Origin of the sequence: Bradyrhizobium sp. LTSP857 (genome assembly GCF_000938285.1) — a bacterium.
Classification (GTDB): domain Bacteria; phylum Pseudomonadota; class Alphaproteobacteria; order Rhizobiales; family Xanthobacteraceae; genus Bradyrhizobium.
On the sequence record NZ_JYMS01000008.1, the window covers coordinates 28,725 to 49,452 of the forward strand.

At 64.1% G+C, this 20,728-nt stretch carries 19 protein-coding genes; 11 read left to right on the forward strand and 8 right to left on the reverse strand.

Annotated features, from left to right (window positions below; all coding sequences use genetic code 11):
* Nucleotides 1-3: 3 nt before the first annotated feature.
* From UP06_RS05455 to UP06_RS05465, 3 genes are all read right to left on the reverse strand, one after another.
* On the reverse strand, nucleotides 4-861 hold the full coding sequence (locus UP06_RS05455; RefSeq protein ID WP_045001241.1) for a branched-chain amino acid ABC transporter permease: 858 nt from the start codon (nucleotides 859-861) through the stop codon (nucleotides 4-6).
* 36 nt (nucleotides 862-897) lie between these two features.
* Nucleotides 898-2,412: an amidase gene (locus UP06_RS05460; protein WP_045001294.1), complete on the reverse strand. Its 1,515-nt coding sequence runs from the start codon at nucleotides 2,410-2,412 to the stop codon at nucleotides 898-900.
* A gap of 168 nt (nucleotides 2,413-2,580) precedes the next feature.
* Nucleotides 2,581-3,762: a substrate-binding domain-containing protein gene (locus UP06_RS05465; RefSeq protein WP_045001242.1), complete on the reverse strand. Its 1,182-nt coding sequence runs from the start codon at nucleotides 3,760-3,762 to the stop codon at nucleotides 2,581-2,583.
* A 179-nt stretch (nucleotides 3,763-3,941) separates the two neighbouring features.
* Between UP06_RS05465 and UP06_RS05470 the strand changes: the two genes are divergently transcribed.
* On the forward strand, nucleotides 3,942-4,376 hold the full coding sequence (locus UP06_RS05470; protein ID WP_045001243.1) for a MarR family winged helix-turn-helix transcriptional regulator: 435 nt from the start codon (nucleotides 3,942-3,944) through the stop codon (nucleotides 4,374-4,376).
* A 204-nt stretch (nucleotides 4,377-4,580) separates the two neighbouring features.
* On the opposite strand, the gene secA is transcribed toward UP06_RS05470, so the two are convergent.
* Nucleotides 4,581-7,421, reverse strand: a complete 2,841-nt coding sequence (gene secA / locus UP06_RS05475) for a preprotein translocase subunit SecA (RefSeq protein WP_045001244.1) — start codon at nucleotides 7,419-7,421, stop codon at nucleotides 4,581-4,583.
* A gap of 354 nt (nucleotides 7,422-7,775) precedes the next feature.
* Here secA and UP06_RS05480 point away from each other — a divergent pair, with 354 nt between their 5' ends.
* From UP06_RS05480 to UP06_RS05490, 3 genes are all read left to right on the forward strand, one after another.
* Nucleotides 7,776-8,693 (forward strand): peptidylprolyl isomerase, encoded by a 918-nt coding sequence (locus UP06_RS05480; RefSeq protein ID WP_045001245.1) that lies wholly within the window; start codon nucleotides 7,776-7,778, stop codon nucleotides 8,691-8,693.
* Between the two features lie 131 nt (nucleotides 8,694-8,824).
* Nucleotides 8,825-10,066 (forward strand): bifunctional glutamate N-acetyltransferase/amino-acid acetyltransferase ArgJ, encoded by a 1,242-nt coding sequence (gene argJ / locus UP06_RS05485; RefSeq protein ID WP_045001246.1) that lies wholly within the window; start codon nucleotides 8,825-8,827, stop codon nucleotides 10,064-10,066.
* Nucleotides 10,067-10,071: 5 nt separating this feature from the next.
* Complete coding sequence (locus tag UP06_RS05490; protein WP_045001247.1) at nucleotides 10,072-10,482, forward strand: (deoxy)nucleoside triphosphate pyrophosphohydrolase; 411 nt, start codon at nucleotides 10,072-10,074, stop codon at nucleotides 10,480-10,482.
* A 21-nt stretch (nucleotides 10,483-10,503) separates the two neighbouring features.
* Here UP06_RS05490 and UP06_RS05495 read toward each other — a convergent pair whose 3' ends face one another.
* Nucleotides 10,504-11,349 carry a methyltransferase domain-containing protein gene (locus tag UP06_RS05495; RefSeq protein WP_045001248.1) on the reverse strand — a complete coding sequence of 282 codons (846 nt, stop codon included), beginning with the start codon at nucleotides 11,347-11,349 and terminating at the stop codon, nucleotides 10,504-10,506.
* 105 nt (nucleotides 11,350-11,454) lie between these two features.
* Here UP06_RS05495 and UP06_RS05500 point away from each other — a divergent pair, with 105 nt between their 5' ends.
* The 5 genes from UP06_RS05500 (at nucleotide 11,455) to UP06_RS05520 (ending at nucleotide 14,318) form a co-directional block, all read left to right on the forward strand.
* Nucleotides 11,455-11,769, forward strand: a complete 315-nt coding sequence (locus UP06_RS05500) for an NIPSNAP family protein (protein WP_045001295.1) — start codon at nucleotides 11,455-11,457, stop codon at nucleotides 11,767-11,769.
* A gap of 65 nt (nucleotides 11,770-11,834) precedes the next feature.
* Nucleotides 11,835-12,632: a ComF family protein gene (locus UP06_RS05505; protein ID WP_045001249.1), complete on the forward strand. Its 798-nt coding sequence runs from the start codon at nucleotides 11,835-11,837 to the stop codon at nucleotides 12,630-12,632.
* Nucleotides 12,633-12,679: 47 nt separating this feature from the next.
* Nucleotides 12,680-12,955 (forward strand): glutaredoxin 3, encoded by a 276-nt coding sequence (grxC, locus tag UP06_RS05510; protein ID WP_045001250.1) that lies wholly within the window; start codon nucleotides 12,680-12,682, stop codon nucleotides 12,953-12,955.
* Nucleotides 12,952-13,830: a carbon-nitrogen hydrolase family protein gene (locus tag UP06_RS05515; RefSeq protein WP_045001251.1), complete on the forward strand. Its 879-nt coding sequence runs from the start codon at nucleotides 12,952-12,954 to the stop codon at nucleotides 13,828-13,830. The genes grxC and UP06_RS05515 overlap by 4 nt, the downstream gene beginning before the upstream one ends.
* The gene (locus UP06_RS05520; protein ID WP_045001252.1) at nucleotides 13,827-14,318 is read left to right on the forward strand and encodes a DUF1178 family protein; all 492 of its coding nucleotides are present in this window, start codon (nucleotides 13,827-13,829) and stop codon (nucleotides 14,316-14,318) included. Before UP06_RS05515 ends, UP06_RS05520 begins: the two co-directional genes overlap by 4 nt.
* Here UP06_RS05520 and UP06_RS05525 read toward each other — a convergent pair.
* The 3 genes from UP06_RS05525 to UP06_RS05535 all read right to left on the reverse strand — a co-directional run bounded on the left by UP06_RS05525 (nucleotide 14,315) and on the right by UP06_RS05535 (nucleotide 16,743).
* Nucleotides 14,315-15,214, reverse strand: coding sequence for an EamA family transporter (locus tag UP06_RS05525; protein ID WP_045001253.1), 900 nt, complete (start codon nucleotides 15,212-15,214; stop codon nucleotides 14,315-14,317). The genes UP06_RS05520 and UP06_RS05525 overlap by 4 nt on opposite strands.
* Nucleotides 15,215-15,487: 273 nt before the next feature.
* Nucleotides 15,488-16,261 (reverse strand): bifunctional 2-polyprenyl-6-hydroxyphenol methylase/3-demethylubiquinol 3-O-methyltransferase UbiG, encoded by a 774-nt coding sequence (gene ubiG / locus UP06_RS05530; RefSeq protein ID WP_045001254.1) that lies wholly within the window; start codon nucleotides 16,259-16,261, stop codon nucleotides 15,488-15,490.
* Between the two features lie 14 nt (nucleotides 16,262-16,275).
* A complete protein-coding gene (locus UP06_RS05535) occupies nucleotides 16,276-16,743 on the reverse strand; it encodes a PH domain-containing protein (protein WP_045001255.1) in 468 nt (155 codons plus the stop codon).
* Between the two features lie 171 nt (nucleotides 16,744-16,914).
* Here UP06_RS05535 and UP06_RS05540 point away from each other — a divergent pair, with 171 nt between their 5' ends.
* Both UP06_RS05540 and ptsP read left to right on the forward strand, forming a co-directional pair.
* Nucleotides 16,915-18,171 (forward strand): aspartate kinase, encoded by a 1,257-nt coding sequence (locus tag UP06_RS05540; protein WP_045001256.1) that lies wholly within the window; start codon nucleotides 16,915-16,917, stop codon nucleotides 18,169-18,171.
* Between the two features lie 278 nt (nucleotides 18,172-18,449).
* Nucleotides 18,450-20,717 carry a phosphoenolpyruvate--protein phosphotransferase gene (gene ptsP, locus UP06_RS05545; RefSeq protein WP_045001257.1) on the forward strand — a complete coding sequence of 756 codons (2,268 nt, stop codon included), beginning with the start codon at nucleotides 18,450-18,452 and terminating at the stop codon, nucleotides 20,715-20,717.
* Nucleotides 20,718-20,728 lie beyond the last annotated feature (11 nt).

Genomic DNA, 20,728 nt, shown 5'->3' on the forward strand with positions numbered 1-20,728 from the left:
GGACTAAACCCCTTTTCCAGCGATGAGGCCCTGTGGCCGGAATTTGATGAAGACAATGGCAAGGACGAAGACGAGGACGTCGGCGACGACGGGCGCCATCACCCATGGCAGCGCAGCGCTCAGCGTGCCGATGACACCGGCGCCCGCGACCGGCCCGATAAAGGAGCCGACGCCGCCGACCATGACGGCGACAAAGCCCTGGATCAGGAAGCGCAGGCCGAGGTCGGCGAACAGGCTGAACACCGGTACGATCAGTGCGCCAGCAAGGCCGGCGAGCGCCGCACCGAACGCGAAGGTCGCGCCGTAGATCAGCGGCGTGGAGATGCCCGACGCCCGCGCCAGCGACGGATTTTCCAGCGTAGCGCGCACGCGCAAGCCGAAGCTGGTTCGCGACAACAGGAGATAGCAGCCCGCCATCACCAAGAGCGTGATGATGATGATGGTGAAGCGCCAGGCCGAGATGTGCATGGCGCCGATGTCGATCGAGCCGCCGATCGGCTCGGGCACGGTCAGATAGAAGCCGCCGATCAGGCCGCGCACGGTCTCGCGGATGATCAGGCCGAGCGCATAGGTGCCAAGCATGGCGACGATCGGTGCAGCGTAGAAACGCCGGATGATCAGCGCCTCCAGCACGAAGCCGAGCGCGCCGACCGCGAAGGGCGCCGCAACCATGCCGGTCCAGATTGGCAATCCCTTGGCGTAGGCGAGATAGGTGATGTAAGCCCCGAGCAGGACGAACTCGCCCTGCGCGAAGTTGAAGATGCCCATCATGCTGGCGATGATCCCGAGCCCCAGCACGATCAGAACGATGATCGCGCCAAAACTCAGGATCTCGAACGCCGCGACGAACGCGTTAGCCATATGATGCTGTTCCGTCCGTCTGCATGAGTTCCACGCTCACATCTTCTTCCAGTCGCCGACCTGCTCGAACGCATGCGCGGCGCGATAGATGGTAGATTCCTCGAACATGCGACCGACCAGCATCAGGCCGACGGGCAGGCCATCGACCATGCCGCATGGCAGCGACATCGCGGGGTGATGAGTGATGTCGAACGGTGCGGTGTTGGAGATCATCTCCAGCGCGCGGGCAACATAGTCTTCGCGGCTGGCCGTGGGCTCCGGCAGCTTCGTCGCCTTCATCGGCGTCGTCGGCAGCAGCAGCAGATCGTAGTCTTTGAACGCCTTGTCATAGGCCGCGGTGAGGCGGCGCGAGATGTTGAGCGCCTTGCCGTAATAGCGCGGACCAAAATTGTTGTTGATGTAGGTGCCGAGCAGCAGGAACAGCTTTGTTGTCTCGGACAGCGAGTCCGCCTGCCGCCGCCAGCCGCGATGGAAATCCATCAGTGAGGTCGAATAGAGGTCGGAGCGGGAGAGGCCATAGCCGTCGCCATACATCATGGTCTGGGTCATGCCTTCGGTGCCGATCGGCGTCCAGATCGCGGGGCCCAGGAGGTGCATCGGGATCGAGACCGTCTCGACGGTGGCGCCGAGATCCTTGAAACGCTTGGCGGCCTCGCGCACGCTTTCATTGACAGCGGTTTCCGCGTTCGCCTGCTCAAAGCCTTCCTTGAGGATGCCGATCTTCATGCCCTTCACGCCCTGACCTAGCGCCTTGGTGTACTCCTCGACCTTCGGCGCCTTGATGCGGGGATCGTAGCCGTCGTCACCGGCGAGGACTTCCAGCAGCAGCGCGTTGTCGGCAACTGTCGCCGTCATCGGGCCGGTGTGGTCGACGAAGACCTCGATTGGCATGATGCCGGTATAGGGCACGAGGCCCCAGGTCGGCTTCATGCCGTAGGTGCCGCAGAACGAGGACGGCATGCGGATCGAGCCGCCCTGGTCGCCGCCGATCGCCATATCGACCTCGCCGAGGGCGACGACGACGCCTGAGCCCGAGGACGAGCCGCCGGCCGAATAGCCCATCTTGTGCGGATTATGCACCGCGCCCACCGCGCCGGTGTGGCTGCCGCCGGACATGCAGAAGGATTCGCAATGAACTTTCCCGGCGATCTCGGCGCCGGCGTCGAGCATGCGGGTGACGATGGTGGCGTCGAAATCGGGGACGTAGCCCTCCAGCGTCGCCGAGCCGTTCATCATGGGAACGCCGGCGAGCATGATGTTGTCCTTCAGCGCGACCGTCTTGCCCTTGAGCTTGCCGGAGCTAGCACCCTTCACGGTCGACTTGCGATACCAGGCATTGCGCGGGTTCTCCTCCGCTGACGGCCGATAGCCCGGCGTGCGCGGATATTTCACCTCCGGCACCTCGTCCGGCATCGCGCCGACGAGATTGTAGGCCTCGATCGAGCCCTGCATCAGGCCGCGGAACGAGGTAACGTCTTCATCGGTCAACGCGAGGCCGCACTGCTCGGCGACGCTGCGGAGCTGGGCTGGCGTGGGAAGGACAACTGTCACGGCGCTCTCCTTGAGGCTTCTTGATCCCTGGCTTTGGACGGACAGCCGCTCGGGCCGCGCCTGCACGGCGCGGGGCCAATCGGCGTCGCGTCGATATTACAGACGGAAATATTTTCCTTTTCAAGTATTATTTTGGATCGAGGTCGTGTGTAGATTGCCTCGCCGGCATCAGACCGGCTTGATCAGCTTGAAATCGAGGCCGTCGGCTTCGGCGAGATACATCTGCATCCGGGCATGGCCGTTGCGAACGGTGACAGGGCCGCGCGCGCCGCCATAAACGATGTTGCGCCCCGCTGCGAGCATCGGCCCCATCGCCAATGTTCCAGCCTTGTTCGCGACGGCTTCGAGGAAACGCAGCCCCTCATAGCTGGATTGACCGAGCGAGCCGATCGGCGCGGCGTTCGGCCCGAACATCAGATGATAGCGGCTTTGAAAATCATCGTTGGCCCGCGAGCCAATTCCGGGGAAATAGCCGGACGCGCAATACATGTTCTCGCTGTTGTCGGCGCCGATGCCGAGCAGCACGGTTTCGTCCATTGCACCGGCGAGCCGCAGGGTCGTCGCGGCAAGGCCGCATTCGCCGAACGCGCGATTGAAGGTGATGCTATCGGTGCCGATCAGGGAAATCAGCACGACGTCCGGCCGTGCGGCGCGGATGCGCTCCAGATGCGGCTCGTGGTTGTCTTCGCCGAGCGGAACGAATTCCTCGCCGACGACGTGTCCGCCGGTTTCCTTGATGTAGCGCTTCACCGCGCGGTGCGACTGCCAGGGCCAGACATAGTCGCTGCCGATCAGATACCAGCGCGCCGCCTTCTTGACGTCGGCGAGCCAATGGATCGAAGGCCGGCTCTGCCAGCGCGGCGTCTCGCCGATCGCCATCACGCCCGGCGTGCGCTCGCCACCCTCATAGACCGGCGTGTAGATGTAGGGAATGCGGTGGCGCGTGGTGACCTTGCGCAAGCCGACGCGGACCGCGCTGGTGTGCAATCCGACAATGAGATCGAGCTCATCGAACGCGATCGCCTGCTCGGCGCGGTTCAGGATCTCATCAAGCGGGCCGCCGGCGTCGTAGATCGAAAGCTCGATCTCGCGTCCGAGAATGCCGCCGCGCTTGTTGATCTCGGCGACCGCGAGCTGCGCAGAGTTGGTCGCGCACGGACCCCAGACTCCGGGCGAACCGCTACAGCAGATGAAGCCACCGATGCGCAGCTTGCTCGCGCCGCGCCGCTTGAGGAAGGCATGATCGGCCGGCGACAGCGCGCCATCGGCCGCCGACGACAGATTCCTGAACAGCAAAGACGGCGGCAACGCCGGACCGCCGTGAGCCGGGAAGTTTACCGTCGCGCGCACGCCAACTCCTGTCTGGTGCCAGACCTGAAAGCCTATTGAGCAGGCGGCCGCGGCTTCCGCCCTTTTGTTGTGCAATCATCCTATTTTGAAAATATTGAATATTCAAGAATTGAAGTGCATATAGATGCAGCATTGATTGCAAGACATTCACTCATTTGGGTCAAGACGAAGTCTTAGCCGTGGCAAAACCGAACGCTCCGATCACCGAACACCTCGCTTATCTGCTCGCGCAAGCCAACCGGGAGATCAACCGGCAGCTGGAACTGCGGTTGAGCAAGGAAGGCGTGCCCGTCGAGCAGTGGCGCATCCTCAAGGTTCTCTCCGATGGCAACGGCCATTCGATGGGCGAGCTTGCGGATGCCGTGCTGCTCAACCATCCGACGCTGACCAAGATGATCGACCGCATGGTCTCCGACACGCTGGTCTATCGCGTGCAGGATCCCAATGACCGCCGCAAGGTCCTGATGTTCATCTCCGACCGCGGCAAGGTGCTCAGCAAGAAGCTCAACACGCTCGCGGTGGACCAAGAGGAGCACATCCTGGAGAGCTACGGCAACAAGTCGACGAGCGAGTTGAAGCGGCTGTTGGAGAGTCTGATCGACAGCTCGAATTGAGGCTGTTCGTTTTAGGTAGGATCTCTCACTCGTCGTCCCGGCGAAGGCCGGGACCCATAACCACAGGATTAAGTTTGGCGAAGGCAGCTAGTTGCGCTGCTTCACGCGGTACAACGACCGCATGCTCTCGATAGATTCCGCGGTATGGGTCCCGGCCTTCGCCGGGACGACAGCGGAATATGCGACGACAGCAGAGCTTAGCGGCTAGCCGTACCGCCCGTGGCAGTGCTTGTACTTCTTGCCTGAGCCGCACGGGCAGTCCTCGTTGCGGCCGATCTTGCCCCACGATGCCGGGTTCTTCGGATCGCGCAGGGTGGCGTCGGTGGCCTGCGGGGCGAGTGAGACGTTGGCGACGGCCATCTCGTCCTCGCCGGTGTTCGGGTCGAACTTGTGCGCTTCCATCGGCGGCAGGATGGGCGCTTCCTGCTCCGGCGGGACGATCTCGACCCGCATCAACTGCGCGGTGACGGCCTCGCGTAAGTGAGCGCTCATCTCCTGGAAGAGGTTGAAGGCTTCGGTCTTGTACTCCTGCAACGGATCGCGCTGGCCGTAACCACGCAGACCGATGACCTGACGCAGATGGTCGAGCATGATCAGGTGCTCGCGCCAGAGGTGGTCGAGCGTCTGGAGCAAAATGGTCTTCTCGACGTAACGCATCACGTCGGGGCCCCATTGCGCGACCTTCGCGGCCATGTGCTCGTCGGCGCGGGTCTCGATGCGCGTCAGCAGCTCCTCGTCGGCGATGCCCTCTTCCTTGGCCCAGTCCTGGACCGGCAGGTCGAGATCGAGCACGCGCTTCAGCTCTTCCTTCAGGCCAGCGACGTCCCACTGCTCGGCATAGGCATGCTCGGGCACGTGCTTGGCGACGAGGTCGTCGATGAAGGCGTGGCGCATGTCGGTGACGGTCTCGACGACGCTCTCGTCCTTCATCAGGTCGACGCGCTGATCGAAGATCACCTTGCGCTGGTCGTTCTGGACGTTGTCGAACTTGAGCAAATTCTTGCGGATGTCGAAGTTGCGCGCCTCGACCTTCTGCTGCGCCTTCTCGAGCGCCTTGTTGATCCAGGGATGGATGATGGCCTCGCCCTCTTGCAGGCCGAGACGCTGGAGCATGCTGTCGAGGCGGTCCGAGCCGAAGATGCGCATCAGATCGTCTTCCAGCGACAGGAAGAACTTTGAGCGGCCGGGGTCGCCCTGCCGGCCGGAACGGCCGCGGAGCTGGTTGTCGATGCGGCGGGATTCGTGGCGCTCCGAACCCATGATGTAGAGGCCGCCGGGCTTTGTCACCGTCTTGGCGGGCTTCGAGCCCTTTGCCGGCTCGATCTCGACGGTCTCCTCGGCCTTCAACACGATCTCGCGGAAGCGCTCGACGTCGGCCTTGATCTGCTCGATCTTCTTGGCTTTCTCGACCTCGTCCTCGATGCCCGCAGTCTCTTTCGGGATGCGCATCTCGAGCGAGCCGCCGAGCTTGATGTCGGTGCCGCGGCCAGCCATGTTGGTCGCGATCGTGATCGCGCCGGGCACGCCGGCTTCGGCGACGATATAGGCTTCCTGCTCGTGGAAGCGCGCGTTCAGGACCGCAAACAGCTTGGCCTGCTTGCCGGCGCGCGCCGCGGCATAGAGCTTGTCGAGCGCGTTCTCCTTGCCGAAATCGATCTGCTTGTAGCCGTTCTGCTTCAAGAATTCGGCGAGCACTTCCGACTTCTCGATCGACGCGGTGCCGACCAGCACCGGCTGGAGCCGCGAATTGGCGCGCTCGATCTCGGCGAGGATGGCGACGTATTTTTCCTTCTGGGTGCGATAGACTTCGTCGTCCTCGTCGAGGCGGCCGACCGGCACGTTGGTCGGGATCTCCACGACCTCGAGCTTGTAGATGTCAAAGAGCTCGTCGGCTTCGGTCAACGCCGTGCCGGTCATGCCGGCGAGCTTTTCATACATCCGGAAATAGTTCTGGAAGGTGATCGAGGCCAGCGTCTGGTTTTCCGGCTGAACCTGCACATGCTCCTTGGCTTCCAGCGCCTGGTGCAGGCCTTCCGAATAGCGGCGGCCCTGCATCATGCGTCCGGTGAACTCGTCGATGATGATGACCTCGTCGTCACGGACGATGTAGTCCTTGTCACGCGTGAACAGCGTGTGGGCACGCAGCGCCTGGTTGATGTGGTGCACGACGGAGACGTTCTCGACGTCGTAGAGCGATTCGCCCTTGAGCTGGCCGGCGTCGCGCAGCAGCGTCTCGATCTTCTCCATGCCGGCTTCGGTCAGCGTCACCGTGCGCTGCTTCTCGTCGACCTCGTAGTCGGTCTTGTCGAGCTTGGGCAGGAAGCCGTCGATGGTGTTGTAGAAGTCGGAACGGTCGTCGAGCGGGCCGGAAATGATCAGCGGCGTGCGCGCCTCGTCGATCAGGATGGAGTCGACTTCGTCGACGATCGCGTAGAAGTGCGGCCGCTGGACCATGTCCTCGAGCCTGTACTTCATGTTGTCGCGCAGATAGTCGAAGCCGTATTCGTTGTTGGTGCCGTAGGTGATGTCGCAGGCATAGGCCGTCTTGCGCTCGGAATCGTCGAGGCCGTGGACGATGACGCCCGTGGTCATGCCGAGAAAGCCGTAGATCTGGCCCATCCAGGCGGAGTCGCGGCGGGCGAGGTAATCGTTGACGGTGACGACGTGGATGCCCTTGCCGGCGAGCGCGTTGAGATAGACCGCAAGCGTTGCCACCAGCGTCTTGCCTTCGCCGGTCTTCATCTCGGCGATGTCGCCCTCATGCAGCACCATACCGCCGAGCAGCTGGACGTCGAAATGGCGCTGGCCGAGCGTGCGCTTGGCGGCCTCGCGCACGGTCGCAAAGGCCGGCACCAGCAAATCGTCCAGCGTCTTGCCCTCGGCAAGCTGCTTCTTGAAGTCGGCGGTGCGGCCCTTGAGCTCCTCGTCGGAGAGCTTGATGAGCTCCGGCTCCAGCGCGTTGATCGCGCTGACGCGGGACTGATATCCCTTCACCCGCCGGTCGTTGGCGGAGCCGAAAAACTTGCGGGCGAGCGCGCCGATCATGCCTAGTTCCTGTGTTCGCGATTTAACCGCATTGCAGCCAAGAGGTTGTCACCCGCTTGCCTATCAACTCACCGTGACGCCCGATGACGCCTGAGCCCGAACTGCTGGGGGTCATCCGCCATATGGGTGGGAATTGAGCAAGCCTGGGTTCAACGGCCAAAAACGCAGCAAAATAAACGCCATCGCCATGGTCGCGACCGGGCAGAGATATGGCCCGGTCAGGGCCTTGTCAACGGCAGCCGCATTGCGGCTAATTCATCATTTTGACAGACTTTTCGCGTTGCCAAGCCCCCCTGAATTGGGCGAGTGTCCGCCCCGCTCGAGCAGCCCCCTGCTTCAACAAAAGGATTTTCCATGACCACCTCGTTCCCGGTAACCAAAACCGGCCTGCGCTTCGGCCTCGCCACCGCCCTCGCGGGCTGCCTTGCGCTGGCGCTGATCGCGGGTCCCGGCCGGGCTGCCGATGATCCGGTCCTGGCGAAGGTCAATGGCGCTGACATCAAGAAGAGCGACGTCGCCATGGCCGAAGAGGAACTCGGGCCGAGCCTCGCCCAGATGGACCCGGCGACCAAGGACGAGAACGTGCTGTCCTTCCTGATCGACATGAAGATCGTGGCCAAGGCCGCCGAGGACAAGAAGGTCGCCGACGGCGAGGAGTTCAAGAAGCGCATCGCATTCGCCCGCAACCGCCTGCTGATGGACAGCCTGCTCGCCCAGGAAGGCAAGGCGGCGACCAACGACGACGCCATGAAGAAGGTCTATGAGGAGGCCTCCAAGCAGATCACCGGCGAGCAGGAAGTGCGCGCCCGCCACATCCTGGTCGAGACCGAGGACGAGGCCAAGGCGGTGAAGGCCGAGCTCGACAAGGGCGCCGATTTCGCCGAGCTCGCCAAGAAGAAGTCGAAGGATCCGGGCTCCGCCGACGGCGGCGACCTCGGCTTCTTCACCAAGGAGCAGATGGTGCCGGAATTCTCCGCGGTCGCCTTCGCGCTCGAGCCGGGCAAGATCTCCGACCCCGTGAAGTCGCAGTTCGGCTGGCACATCATCAAGGTCGAGGAAAAGCGCAACCGCAAGGCGCCGGACTTCGAGCAGGTCAAGGCCCAGATCGAGCAGTACGTCACCCGCAAGGCCCAGGCCGACTATGTCGCCAAGCTGCGCGCCGAGGCCAAGATCGAGCGCACGGACCAGCCGGCGGATGCGGCCAAGGACGCCAAGCCCGCCGACGCGGCCAAGCCGTCCGACAGCAAGATGGCGCCGCCCGCCAAGAAGTAAAAATTTGCTGTCACTTCGGTGACGCCAAGAGTATCTAAGCATCGCAATGGCCGGGCAAAAAGTGCGAAGCACGTCTTCGCACTAGATGTCCCGGCCATCTGCATATCCAGACCCCACCAAGGCGCCCCGCGATGTCCTCTTCCGTCTCCCCGCTCGCTCCGAAAACTGTTCCCGACATGCCCGCGATCGCGGGCGTCCGTCTCGCGACGGCCGAGGCCGGCATCCGTTACAAGAATCGCACCGACGTGCTGCTGGCGGTGATGGACAAGGGCACCGCAGTCGCCGGCGTCTTCACCAAGTCGAAATGCCCGTCCGCACCGGTGGAATGGTGCCGCGCAAAACTGAAGGGCGGCAAGGCGCGCGCCCTCGTCGTCAATTCCGGCAACGCCAACGCCTTCACCGGCAAGACCGGCCGCGGCTCAACCGCGCTGACCGCGAAGATCGCCGCCAAGGCCGTCGGGTGCAGCGAGAGCGAGATTTTCCTGGCCTCGACCGGCGTGATCGGCGAGCCGCTGGACGCGACCAAGTTCGACGGCGTGCTCGAGCGCCTCGCCGAGAGTGCCGAGCCCGGCGATTATCTCACCGCGGCCAAGGCGATCATGACCACCGACACCTTCCCGAAGGTCGCGACCGCGACCGTGAAGCTCGGCAAGGCCAAGGTCACTATCAACGGCATGGCCAAGGGCGCCGGCATGATCGCCCCCGACATGGCGACAATGCTGTCGTTCATCTTTACCGACGCGCCGATCGCGCCGGCTGCGCTGCAAGCCCTGCTCAAGAGCGGCGTCGAGGACACGTTCAATGCGGTGACGATCGACGGTGATACCTCAACCTCCGACACGCTGCTGGCGTTCGCGACGGGCGCGGCCGCCGAACACGGTGCGCCCAAAATCAGCCGTGCGAGCGATCCGCGCCTGAAGGCGTTCGTCAAGGCGTTCCACCAGGTGCTCGCCAATCTCGCCGAGCAGGTGGCGCGTGACGGCGAAGGCGCGCGCAAGCTGGTCGAGATCACGGTGGAAGGCGCTGTTTCAAAGGCCTCCGCGCGCAAGATCGCGATGTCGATTGCCAATTCGCCGCTGGTGAAGACCGCGATCGCGGGCGAGGACGCCAATTGGGGCCGCGTGGTGATGGCGGTCGGCAAGGCCGGCGAGCCGGCCAATCGCGACAAGCTCTCGATCGCCTTCAACGGCATCCGCGTCGCCAAGAGCGGCGCGCGCGATCCGTCCTATGACGAGGCGCAGGTGTCGGAAGCGATGAAAGCCCCGGAGATCGCGATCAAGGTCTCGCTCGGTCTCGGCAAGGGCCGCGACCGCGTGCTGACCTGCGATCTCACCAAGGAATATATCGCGATCAACGGGGATTACAGGTCGTAATCCCCATGACCGATCTCAAGCTCACACTGGTGGTGGCTTGCGCGCTGGTCGACGCCGACAAGCGCGTCCTGATCGCGCAGCGCCCTGAAGGCAAGACGCTGGCCGGCCTCTGGGAATTTCCTGGCGGCAAGTGTGAGCCCGGCGAACGGCCGGAACAGAGCCTGATCCGCGAGCTCCATGAAGAGCTCGGCATCACCGTCGCCGAACCATGCCTCGCGCCGCTGACCTTTGCGAGCTACGCCTACGAAGCTTTCCATCTCTTGATGCCGCTCTACATCTGCCGGCGCTGGGAGGGCACGGTCACGCCGCGCGAAGGCCAGACCCTCGCCTGGGTCCGCGCCAACAAGTTGCGCGACTACCCGATGCCGCCGGCGGATATTCCGCTGATCCCGCATTTGATTGATTTGCTGATGTGACGCTGGACCTCATCCCAAGGATCAGGTCTCCCCCGCCTTCTTCACCGCCTCCGCCAGGCTCGCCTTGGCCGAGCCGGGCTTGAGCGGCTGCTGCTGGCCCGCATGCGGGGCCCAGCCGGAGAGCCAGATGATGTCGAAGGTCGCACGGATGCGACCGTCGGCATCGGCAAAACGCTCGGCGTAGATTTCGGCCATCCGCAGCAGCGTCGCGCGCCGGCTCGGTGTGCGGCGCCGCTCGATCATCACGTTGGCGGCGCCCATGCGGCGCAGATCCTGCATCAGCGCAAACGCGTTGGCATAACGCACCACGACGCGGTCGACGTCAGTGACCGGCAGTGCAAACCCCGCCCGCTGCAACAGCGCGCCGATGTCGCGTAAATCCGCGAACGGCGCAACGCGCGGCGACACGCCGCTCTCGCGTTCGGCTTCGGCGGCGGCAAAGGCCTGGCGCAGCTCGGTCAGGCTGTCGCCGCCGATCATCGCCGCCAGCAGCAAGCCATCCGGCCTCAGCGCGCGACGAATTTGCGCGAGGACGCCCGGCAGATCGTTGACGAATTGCAGCGCCAGCGCCGAGACGACAAGATCGAGGCTTTCGGGCTGCAGTGGAAGCGTTTCCGACCGATCGACATCGATACGGACGATCGATCTGAAGCGATCTGCCAGCGGTTTCCGCAGCAATTCACGCGGCGTCCAGACTTCCGCGACGTTGGAAAAATCCCGCATCACCGCCTGTAGGCGCTCTTCCATGTCTTCCGCGACGCGGTCGAACAGAAACGTGACGGGCTCGCCGCGCCGCGCGCGGTCCTGCCGCGCGCGCAGCAATGCGCGGTCGAACAGGATGGGCGCGGCGGCGGGGTTCGAAACCATGCCAGTTGGTACGACGGTCAGAGCTCCATCTCAATCCCTCTTCATGGGCGCTTGCGGCCAAGCTACAATGAGCGCCAGGTTCGCGGCGCACCGGAGCATCAGACGATGATCACTTGTTACCTGCGATACGAGGTCCATCTGGACAAGCTCGCCGAATTCGAAGCTTACGGCAGGATGTGGCTGGAACTGGTGCCAAGATTCGGCGGCGTCCACCACGGCTACTTCCTCCCATCGGAAGGGGCGAGCGACGTTGCGCTGGCGATGTTCAGCTTCCCGAGCCTCGCGGCCTACGAACAGTACCGGAAAGACAGCGCCGCGGATCCGGACGTTCAGAAAGCGATCGCCTTCGCAAAGCAAACGCGCTGCTTCACCCGCTATGAGCGCTCGTTCTTCCGCCCTGTGTTTCCGAAAGAACCGTAAGCCGGGCACAGACAAGAACCACCGATCGACTTGAGCGAGGCGCAGGACAGCGCTAGCCTTGCCCGATGGACGCCGAGGCATCACCACCACGTTCCATTTCGAGCCATCTGCGCGGCACGCTCCGCGCCTGCCGCGAGGCATTTGCACATCTTCCGCGACTCGCGCTCGACATTGCCCTGCCGACCTTGTGCGTATCCTGCCGCGAACCGGTCGATGGTGAAGGCGTTTGCGCGGCCTGCTGGGCAAAGCTGTCGTTCATCGCCCCGCCCTACTGCCCGCGGCTCGGCATTCCCTTCGTCTATGACCCCGGCCCCGACATGCTGTCGATGGAGGCGATCGCGAGCCCGCCGGCCTACCAGCGGGCGCGCGCGGCGGTGCGCTATGACGACGTCGCCCGCACGCTGGTGCACGCGTTGAAATACCAGGACCGCACTGATCTGGCGCCAGCCATGGGCCGCTGGATGGCGCGCGCGGGCGGCGAGTTGCTCGCAGGCGCCGACATGCTGGTGCCCGTTCCCCTGCATTGGCGCCGGGCCTGGCGACGCCGCTACAACCAGTCCGGAGCGCTGGCACGAATCATCGAGCGGCAGAGCGGCGTGAGGCTGCGGGGCGAGGTTCTGCGCCGGGTGCGGGCGACCGAGCAGCAGATCGGCCTGTCGCGGGCCCAGCGCGCCACCAATGTGCAGGGCGCATTCCAGGTATCCCCGGACCGTCAGGCCGAGGTTCAGGGCCGCCGTATCGTCCTGATCGATGATGTCCTGACCTCAAGCGCGACGCTGGATGCCTGCGCGCGGGCCCTGCTCCGCGCCAAGGCAGCCCAAGTGGACGTGCTGGTCTTCGCCCGGGTTGTGGAGACCCGGTGAAGTCCCATATAATTCAATGAATTCATGACATGAGAGCGCCAGACAACATGACCGCTGCTGTCGAGATCTACACCAGGCCCGGCTGCGGCTATTGTTCCGCCGCCCGATCGCTTTTGACCCGCAAGAAGGCGACCTTCACGGAATTCGACATCGCCAAGAACCCGTCATGGCGCGACGAAATGTACGACCGCGCTGGCGAGGGCTCGACCTTCCCGCAGATCTGGATCGGCGGCACCCATATCGGCGGCTGCGACGATCTCTACGCGCTCGATCGCGAAGGCATGCTCGACGCCATGCTCGAGAGCGTGAAGGCCATATCATGAGCGAAGATCGCACTTTCACCGCGGCCATGATCCAGATGCGCACCGGCCTGATGCCCGAGCCGAGCCTCGCGGAGGCCACGAAGCTGATCCGGCAAGCGGCTGCCAACGGCGCCGACTACGTGCAGACTCCCGAAGTCAGCAACATGATGCAGTTGAACCGCAAGGCGCTGTTCGAGCATCTCCAGAGCGAAGAGGACGACACCTCGCTGAAGGCCTATCGCGCGCTCGCAGCCGAGCTGAACATCCACATCCATGTTGGCTCGCTGGCGCTGCGCTTCTCAGAGGAAAAGGCGGTGAACCGCTCCTTCCTGATCGGGCCCGAGGGCAATGTGCTCGCGAGCTACGACAAGATCCACATGTTCGACATCGAGCTGCCGGACGGCGAGAGCTATCGTGAGTCCGCCAATTACCAGCCGGGCGAGACCGCCGTGATCTCCGACCTGCCCTGGGGCCGCGTCGGGCTGACGATCTGCTACGATGTGCGCTTTCCTGCGCTCTACCGTGCGCTGGCCGAAAGCGGTGCGTACTTCATCACCGTGCCCTCCGCCTTCACCCGCAAAACCGGCGAGGCGCATTGGCACATTTTGCTGCGTTCGCGCGCGATCGAGACCGGTTGCTTCATCTTTGCGGCCGCGCAGGCAGGCACCCACGAGAACAAGCGTGAGACGTTCGGCCACTCGCTGATCATCGATCCCTGGGGCGAGATCCTCGCCGAGGGCGATGTCGAGCCCGGCATCATCATGGCCAAGATCGATCCAGCCAAGGTCGAGACGGCGCGCCGGGCAATCCCGTCGCTCCAGCACGGCCGCCGCTTCGGCGTCGCCGACCCCAAGGCGGGGCCGGACCATTTGCATTTGGTGCGGGGATCGGCATGATCCGCTACGCGCTCCACTGCGACCACGACCACGCGTTCGAAAGCTGGTTCCAGAGCTCGTCCGCGTACGATTCGCAGGTGAAGCGCAAGCTTGTGACCTGCCCGATCTGCGGTTCGGCCAAGGTCGAGAAAGCGATCATGGCGCCGCGCATTGTCGGCAAGAAGGGCCGTGGACGTGCAACCGCGCCGCCTGAGCCCGCCGCTGAGACCACGACCACCACGGCGGAGGCTGCGCCGTCCGGATCGACCTCGCTGATGATGGCGCAGGAGCGCGAGCTGCGCACCAAGCTGAAAGAGCTGCGCGACCACATCGTCAAGAACGCCGACAATGTCGGCGAGCGCTTTGCGAACGAAGCCCGCGCGATGCATTACGGCGACAAGGAGCATCGCCCGATCTATGGCGAGGCCTCGCCCGACGAAGCAAAATCGCTGATCGACGAGGGCATTGAAGTCTCGCCACTGCCGACGCTGCCGGAAGACCGGAACTAGAACCCCACCAACACCGCTACGCCGACCACGATCAGCGCGATGCCACAAATCTCGCGCGGCGCGACCGGCTGCTTGAACGAGTAATACGCCACCGCTTGCGCGAACAGCACCTCGATCAGAGCGAGCGTGCGGACGTTGGCGGCGGCCGTCAGCGCGAAGGCGAGGAACCAGAACTGGGAGGCGAAGGCGCCCGTGAAGCCGGCGAGCATCGACGGCTTCCATAATCCCAAAATCGCCTGAAGTACCTTTGGCGCGCGCCAGAGCAGATAGATTGTCAGGATCAGCGTCTGCACGAACAGGCCGAGCACCAGCGTGAACGACGCTGCCGTCACGAAGGATACGCCCGGTACGCTGATAATCGCGCCGCGAAAGCCGACCGCTGAGAGCGCGAACGCTGCGGCTGCGACGAGGCCGGTGATGGTCGGCTTCAGCTCCGCAAAACTCTTCTCACCGCCGGGCCGCAGCGCGGTGATGACGACGCCGACGGTCGCGATCACAATCGCCAGCACCTTGAGCCAGGTCAGGTGATCGCCGAGGAAGACGAAGCCGAAGATCGCGGTCTGGATCGCCTCCGTCTTCAGGTACGCCGTCGTCACCACGAAGGAGCGGTCGTTCATCGCAAGCAGCATCAGGCCCGTCGCGACAATCTGGCTGAGTGCGCCGAGCAGCAGCCACGGCCAGAACACAGACGGAGGCATGCCGATGTGGTCGCCGGAGACGACGAGTACCACCGCGAGAAATAGCAGAGAGAACGGGAAGCCGAACAGGAAGCGGATATTGGTCGCGCCCCAGGTCCCCAGCGGCTTCGTCAGCGATCGCTGCATCGCATTGCGCGCGACCTGCCCGGACGCGGCAATGACAGTGAAGGGAATCCAGAGGCTGGTGACGGTGAACATGGGTGGGGGCGTTTGGGCAGGAGAGGATTTGCGGCCAACCTGCCGCTGGCATTGCAGCAGGTCAATCACGCCCACGTCATAGGAGCGATGCTCTCGCCACAAACTCAGTGTCGTCCCGGCGAAGGCCGGGACCCATAAGCACAGGAAGTGGTTTGGCGAAGACTCGTGGTTACCAGCTTCGCGCCACAACTTTTCCCTGGGGCTATGGGTCCCGGCCTTCGCCGGGACGACATCGAAGTTGTGGATACAGCGAGGCCTTTACGGACTGCCCCCTCACACCATCCGTTCCGCCACGACCATGTAGTTCACGTCCATGTCGGAGGAGAGGGTCCATTTGTCGGCGAAGGGGCTGTAGACGACGCCGGTCTGCTCGGTGATGACAAGGCGGTTGTCCAAAAGGTATTTTGTCAGCTCGTCGGGGGTGACGAACTTGTTCCATTCGTGGGTGCCGCGCGGCAGCCAGCGCAGGACGTATTCGGCACCGACGATGGCGAGGGCAAAGCTCTTCCAGTTCCGGTTCAGCGTCGAGACCACCATCAGGCCATTCGGCTTCAGCATCGACGCGCACCGCTTCAGGAAAACGCCGACATCAACGACGTGCTCGACGACCTCCATCGCCAGCACGATGTCGAAACGCTCGCGCGGGTCGATCTCTTCGACCGTGGTGCAGCGGTAGTCGATCGACAGATGCCCCTTGTCGGCATGGAGCTTGGCGGCCGCGATGTTGCTGACCGACGGATCCACGCCGATGACCTGCGCCCCCAGCCGCGACAGCGGTTCGCACAACAGCCCGGCGCCGCAACCGATGTCGAGCACGCGCAGGCCAGCGAGGCAGTTGAGGCTGCGCACATTGCGTTCGAACTTGCGGCAGGCGGCATCGCGGATGTAGCCGAGCCGCAGCGGATTGATCCGGTGCAGCGGCGCCATCTTGCCCTTTGGGTCCCACCACTCCGCCGAGAGTTTCGAGAATTTTGCGATCTCGGCGGCGTCGACGGTCGAGCCCGGCTGGGCGCTTTCGGCTGCGGAAGTATTTTGCTGCATGCTCATGGATATGCGCGGTCCTACCGCGTGGTGATCGAACTACGGAAGGCGAGCGGCGAGGCGATGGTCCGGATGGTTTCGCGACCTTCGCCGACGCCGTTGATGGTCACGTCGCCGTAGTTGAGAATGCGTCCAAGAATCGTCTGATTCACATCGACACTCTCGACCTTGTCCAGCGCCATCTCGAAGGTGCGTCGTTTGATGAACCCGGTCTTGTGCACAACCCGCAGATTGGTGACGTCGGTCTCGGTCGTGAAGCGATGGAACCAGCCTTTCACGGTCCAATACAGCGCGGCCAGCGCCACGAGGCCCGAGCCGAGCAGGCACAGCACCATCGCGCTGTAGATGTCGATCTGACGGGAGGCCGCGAACAGGCCTAAGGCCACGATCCAGGCCAGGATAGCCGGAAAATAGAAGATCCAGTGCGCATTGGTCGAATACAGCACCCGCTCGCCCGGTTGCAGGATCTCGTCGATATAACGCGCCATGATCTCGGTTAACCCATTACCCCCAAAGGCCTGCTGACCCCGCGCCCTGCCCCCGCAGGAACCCGCTTGCCCCCGGCCCCGCCGCTAGGTATACGCGCGGTCGGTAGCCGCAGGGCATCCGTCCAGCGCGGGTCACCATACTTATCCTTAAGAGGGAATGCACGCGTCGTCATGAGCCGCCTCGTGATGAAATTCGGCGGCACATCCGTCGCCAACATCGAACGTATCCGCAACGTCGCACGCCATGTGAAGCGTGAGGTCGACGCCGGCCACGAGGTGGCTGTGGTCGTCTCTGCGATGTCCGGCAAGACCAACGAGCTGGTGGCCTGGTGCACCGAGGCCTCGCCGATGCACGACGCGCGCGAATACGACGCCGTGGTCGCCTCGGGCGAACAGGTCACTTCCGGCCTGCTCGCCATCGCGCTCCAGGGCATGGGTATCCAGGCCCGCTCCTGGCAGGGCTGGCAGATCCCGATCAAGACCAGCGACGCCCATGCCTCGGCCCGGATCGAGGACATCGACGGCACCGAGATCATCAACCGCTTCAAGGAGCGGAAGGAAGTCGCCGTCATCGCCGGCTTCCAGGGCATCAATCCCCTGACGAATCGCATCACCACGCTCGGCCGCGGCGGCTCCGACACTTCGGCGGTGGCGATCGCCGCCGCCGTCAAGGCCGACCGCTGCGACATCTACACCGACGTCGATGGCGTCTACACCACCGACCCGCGAATCGTGCCGAAGGCCCGCCGGCTCGACAAGATCGCGTTCGAGGACATGCTGGAACTGGCCTCCCAGGGTGCGAAAGTGCTCCAGGTGCGCTCGGTGGAACTCGGCATGGTCCACAACATGCCGATCTTCGTCCGCTCGAGCTTCGACAAGCCCGAGGATATCGATCCGCATGCCAACAAGCCGCCCGGCACGCTGATTTGCAGCGAGGAGGAGATCATGGAAAACCACGTCGTCACCGGCATCGCCTTCTCGAAGGACGAGGCCCAGATCTCGGTCCGCCAGATCGAGGACAAGCCCGGCGTGGCGGCGTCGATCTTCGGCCCGCTCGCGGACGCCAATATCAACGTCGACATGATCGTTCAGAACGTTTCTGAAGACGGCAAGACCACCGACCTCACCTTCACGGTGCCGGCCGCCGACTACACCCGCGCCAGGGACACGATCACCGCCGCCAAGGCCACGATCGGCTATATCAGGCTCGACACCGCCACCGACGTCGCCAAGATTTCGGTGATCGGCAGCGGCATGCGCAGCCATGCCGGCGTCGCCGCCCAGGCGTTTTCGGCCCTCGCCGGACGGAATATCAACATCCGGGCCATCACAACTTCCGAGATCAAATTCTCGGTTCTGATCGACACCGCCTATACCGAGCTTGCGGTGCGCACCCTGCACACGCTCTACGGTCTCGATCAGGCTTAGACTAATTTTCTCTTAGCGGTCGCAGCAAACGCGAAGGTGTACACACCTTCGCGTCTGGCAGGCGTTTTGCTTGGCAAAACAAGCCCCAATTCGCTATACGGCGAACAGGGTGGGCTGCCACAAACTGTGCCCCAGTGGAGGCGGTGCTGATTCGGCTCAGGCGACGGTCCTAGCGATCGCTTGGGGCCGGCGCCGGATGAGCAAATTCGTTGTTTTTCTGGATTTTCGGGCGAGCCGCCGGAGCCCCTTTCGGGCCCGGCTGACGGAGGAGATTGACGGTGCGGAGCGCGTCGGGAGGTCCCCGCGTCTTGTTGAGACGGCTCCGCGAAACCATGGCGGAGCAGGTCTCGGCCCAGGAGCGGCTGGACAAGATCGTGGTGCTGATCGCCGCCAATATGGTGGCCGAGGTGTGCTCGGTCTATGTGCTGCGCATCGACAACACGCTCGAGCTCTACGCCACCGAAGGCCTCAACCGCGAGGCGGTGCACCACACCGTGCTGAGCGCCCATGAGGGCCTGGTCGGCCTCGTCGCCAGTGATGCGACGCCGCTCAATTTGAACGACGCGCAAAGCCACCCGGCCTTCTCGTTCCGCCCGGAGACCGGCGAAGAAATCTATCACTCCTTCCTCGGCGTGCCGATCCTGCGGGCCGGCAACACGCTCGGCGTGCTGGTGGTGCAGAACCGCGCCAAGCGCACCTATGTCGAGGAAGAGCTCGAGGCGCTGCAAACCACCGCCATGGTGTTGGCGGAGCTGATCGCCTCCGGTGAATTGTCCGCACTCGCCCAGCCGGGCGCTGAGCCGGCCGCGCGCCATTCGACGCAGAAGGCCGGCGCGATTCTCTCGGAAGGCATCGCGCTCGGCCATGTCGTGCTGCACGAGCCGCGCGTCGTCATCAAGGACTACATCGCCGAGGACCTGCCGAAGGAAATCAAACGGCTCGACACAGCGCTCACCAAGCTGCGCTCGGACCTCGACCGCATGCTTGAGCGCGGCGACGTCGCCGAAGGCGGCGAGCACCGCGACGTGCTCGAAGCCTACCGCATGTTCGCCAACGACCAGGGCTGGTCGCACAAGCTGCACGAGGCGGTCGCCACCGGCCTCACGGCGGAGGCCGCCGTCGAGCGCGTGCAGTCCGACACCCGCGCCCGCATGCTGCGCGTGACAGATCCCTATTTGCGCGACCGTCTGCACGATCTCGAGGATCTCGGCTACCGCCTGATGCGGCAGCTGGTCGGCCAGGACCACGCGCCATCGCGCGAGCAAATGCCCGACAACGCTATCGTCATCGCGCGCGCGATGGGACCGGCGGCGCTGCTCGACTATGACCGCAAGCGCCTGCGCGGCATCGTGCTGGAGGAAGGCACCGCCAATTCCCACGTCTCGATCGTGGCGCGTGCGCTCGGAATCCCTGCGGTCGGCGAGGTGCCGAACGCGACGGGCATCGCCGACCCCGGCGACGCCATCATCGTCGACGGCACCTCGGGTGCGATCTATGTGCGCCCGTCGCAGGAGATCGAGGCGGCCTATGCCGAGCGCGTGCGCTTTCGCGCTCGCCGCCAGGCGCAGTATCTGGCGCTGCGCGACCGGCCCTGCGTCACCAAGGACGGCCAGAAGGTCGAGCTGATGATCAATGCGGGTCTCGCCATCGACCTGCCCCATATCGAGGACACCGGCAGCGCCGGCATTGGCCTGTTCCGCACCGAGCTGCAGTTCATGGTCGGCCAGAGCCTGCCGCGCACCAGCGACCAGCTTGCGCTCTATCGCACCGTGCTGGATGCGGCAGGCCACAAGCCCGTCACCTTCCGTACGCTCGACATCGGCGGCGACAAGGCGCTGCCCTATATGGAGACCGTGATCGAGGAAAATCCCGCGCTCGGTTGGCGCGCGATCCGGCTCGGGCTCGACCGTCCCGGCCTGTTGCGCGGCCAGATCCGCGCACTGCTGCGCGCCGGCGGCGGCCGCGCGTTGCGCGTGATGTTCCCGATGATCTCGGAGGTCGCCGAGTTCGATGCGGCGAAGGCGCTGGTCGAGCGCGAGCTCACTTATCTGCGCCAGCATGGCCACACGCTGCCGGAGCGGATCGATATCGGCACCATGGTCGAAGTGCCGGCGCTGCTCTACCAGCTCGACGAGCTGCTGAAGAAGGTCGACTTCATCTCGGTCGGCTCCAACGATCTGTTCCAGTTCCTGTTCGCGGTCGACCGCGGCAATGCCAAGGTCTCCGAGCGCTTCGACACCATGTCGGCGCCGATCCTGCGCGTGCTGCGCGAGATCGCGTGCAAAGCCAACGCAGCGAAGAAGTCAGTGTCGCTCTGTGGCGAGATGGCCTCAAAGCCGATCGGCGCGCTGGCACTGATCGCGATGGGCTATCGCTCGCTGTCGCTTTCGGCGACAGCGCTCGGCCCGGTCAAGGCGATGGTGATCGATCTCGATTCGAAAAAGGCCGAAGCGATGCTCGGCCCGTTGCTGGATGCGCCGGCCGGCAGCGTCTCGATCCGGCAGAAGCTGACGGAATTTGCCGAGGCCGAGGGCTTGGCGTTGTAGCGGGCCCGTCC

Bases quoted from the DNA above. Each gene is read 5' to 3' on its own strand.
- UP06_RS05455 (WP_045001241.1), bottom strand. From the start codon at position 861: ATGGCTAACGCGTTCGTCGCGGCGTTCGAGATCCTGAGTTTTGGCGCG.
- secA (WP_045001244.1), bottom strand. From the start codon at position 7,421: ATGATCGGCGCGCTCGCCCGCAAGTTTTTCGGCTCCGCCAACGACCGG.
- UP06_RS05480 (WP_045001245.1), top strand. From the start codon at position 7,776: ATGACCACCTCGTTCCCGGTAACCAAAACCGGCCTGCGCTTCGGCCTC.
- argJ (WP_045001246.1), top strand. From the start codon at position 8,825: ATGTCCTCTTCCGTCTCCCCGCTCGCTCCGAAAACTGTTCCCGACATG.
- UP06_RS05490 (WP_045001247.1), top strand. From the start codon at position 10,072: ATGACCGATCTCAAGCTCACACTGGTGGTGGCTTGCGCGCTGGTCGAC.
- UP06_RS05495 (WP_045001248.1), bottom strand. From the start codon at position 11,349: ATGGTTTCGAACCCCGCCGCCGCGCCCATCCTGTTCGACCGCGCATTG.
- UP06_RS05500 (WP_045001295.1), top strand. From the start codon at position 11,455: ATGATCACTTGTTACCTGCGATACGAGGTCCATCTGGACAAGCTCGCC.
- UP06_RS05505 (WP_045001249.1), top strand. From the start codon at position 11,835: ATGGACGCCGAGGCATCACCACCACGTTCCATTTCGAGCCATCTGCGC.
- grxC (WP_045001250.1), top strand. From the start codon at position 12,680: ATGACCGCTGCTGTCGAGATCTACACCAGGCCCGGCTGCGGCTATTGT.
- UP06_RS05515 (WP_045001251.1), top strand. From the start codon at position 12,952: ATGAGCGAAGATCGCACTTTCACCGCGGCCATGATCCAGATGCGCACC.
- UP06_RS05520 (WP_045001252.1), top strand. From the start codon at position 13,827: ATGATCCGCTACGCGCTCCACTGCGACCACGACCACGCGTTCGAAAGC.
- UP06_RS05525 (WP_045001253.1), bottom strand. From the start codon at position 15,214: ATGTTCACCGTCACCAGCCTCTGGATTCCCTTCACTGTCATTGCCGCG.
- ubiG (WP_045001254.1), bottom strand. From the start codon at position 16,261: ATGAGCATGCAGCAAAATACTTCCGCAGCCGAAAGCGCCCAGCCGGGC.
- UP06_RS05535 (WP_045001255.1), bottom strand. From the start codon at position 16,743: ATGGCGCGTTATATCGACGAGATCCTGCAACCGGGCGAGCGGGTGCTG.
- UP06_RS05540 (WP_045001256.1), top strand. From the start codon at position 16,915: ATGAGCCGCCTCGTGATGAAATTCGGCGGCACATCCGTCGCCAACATC.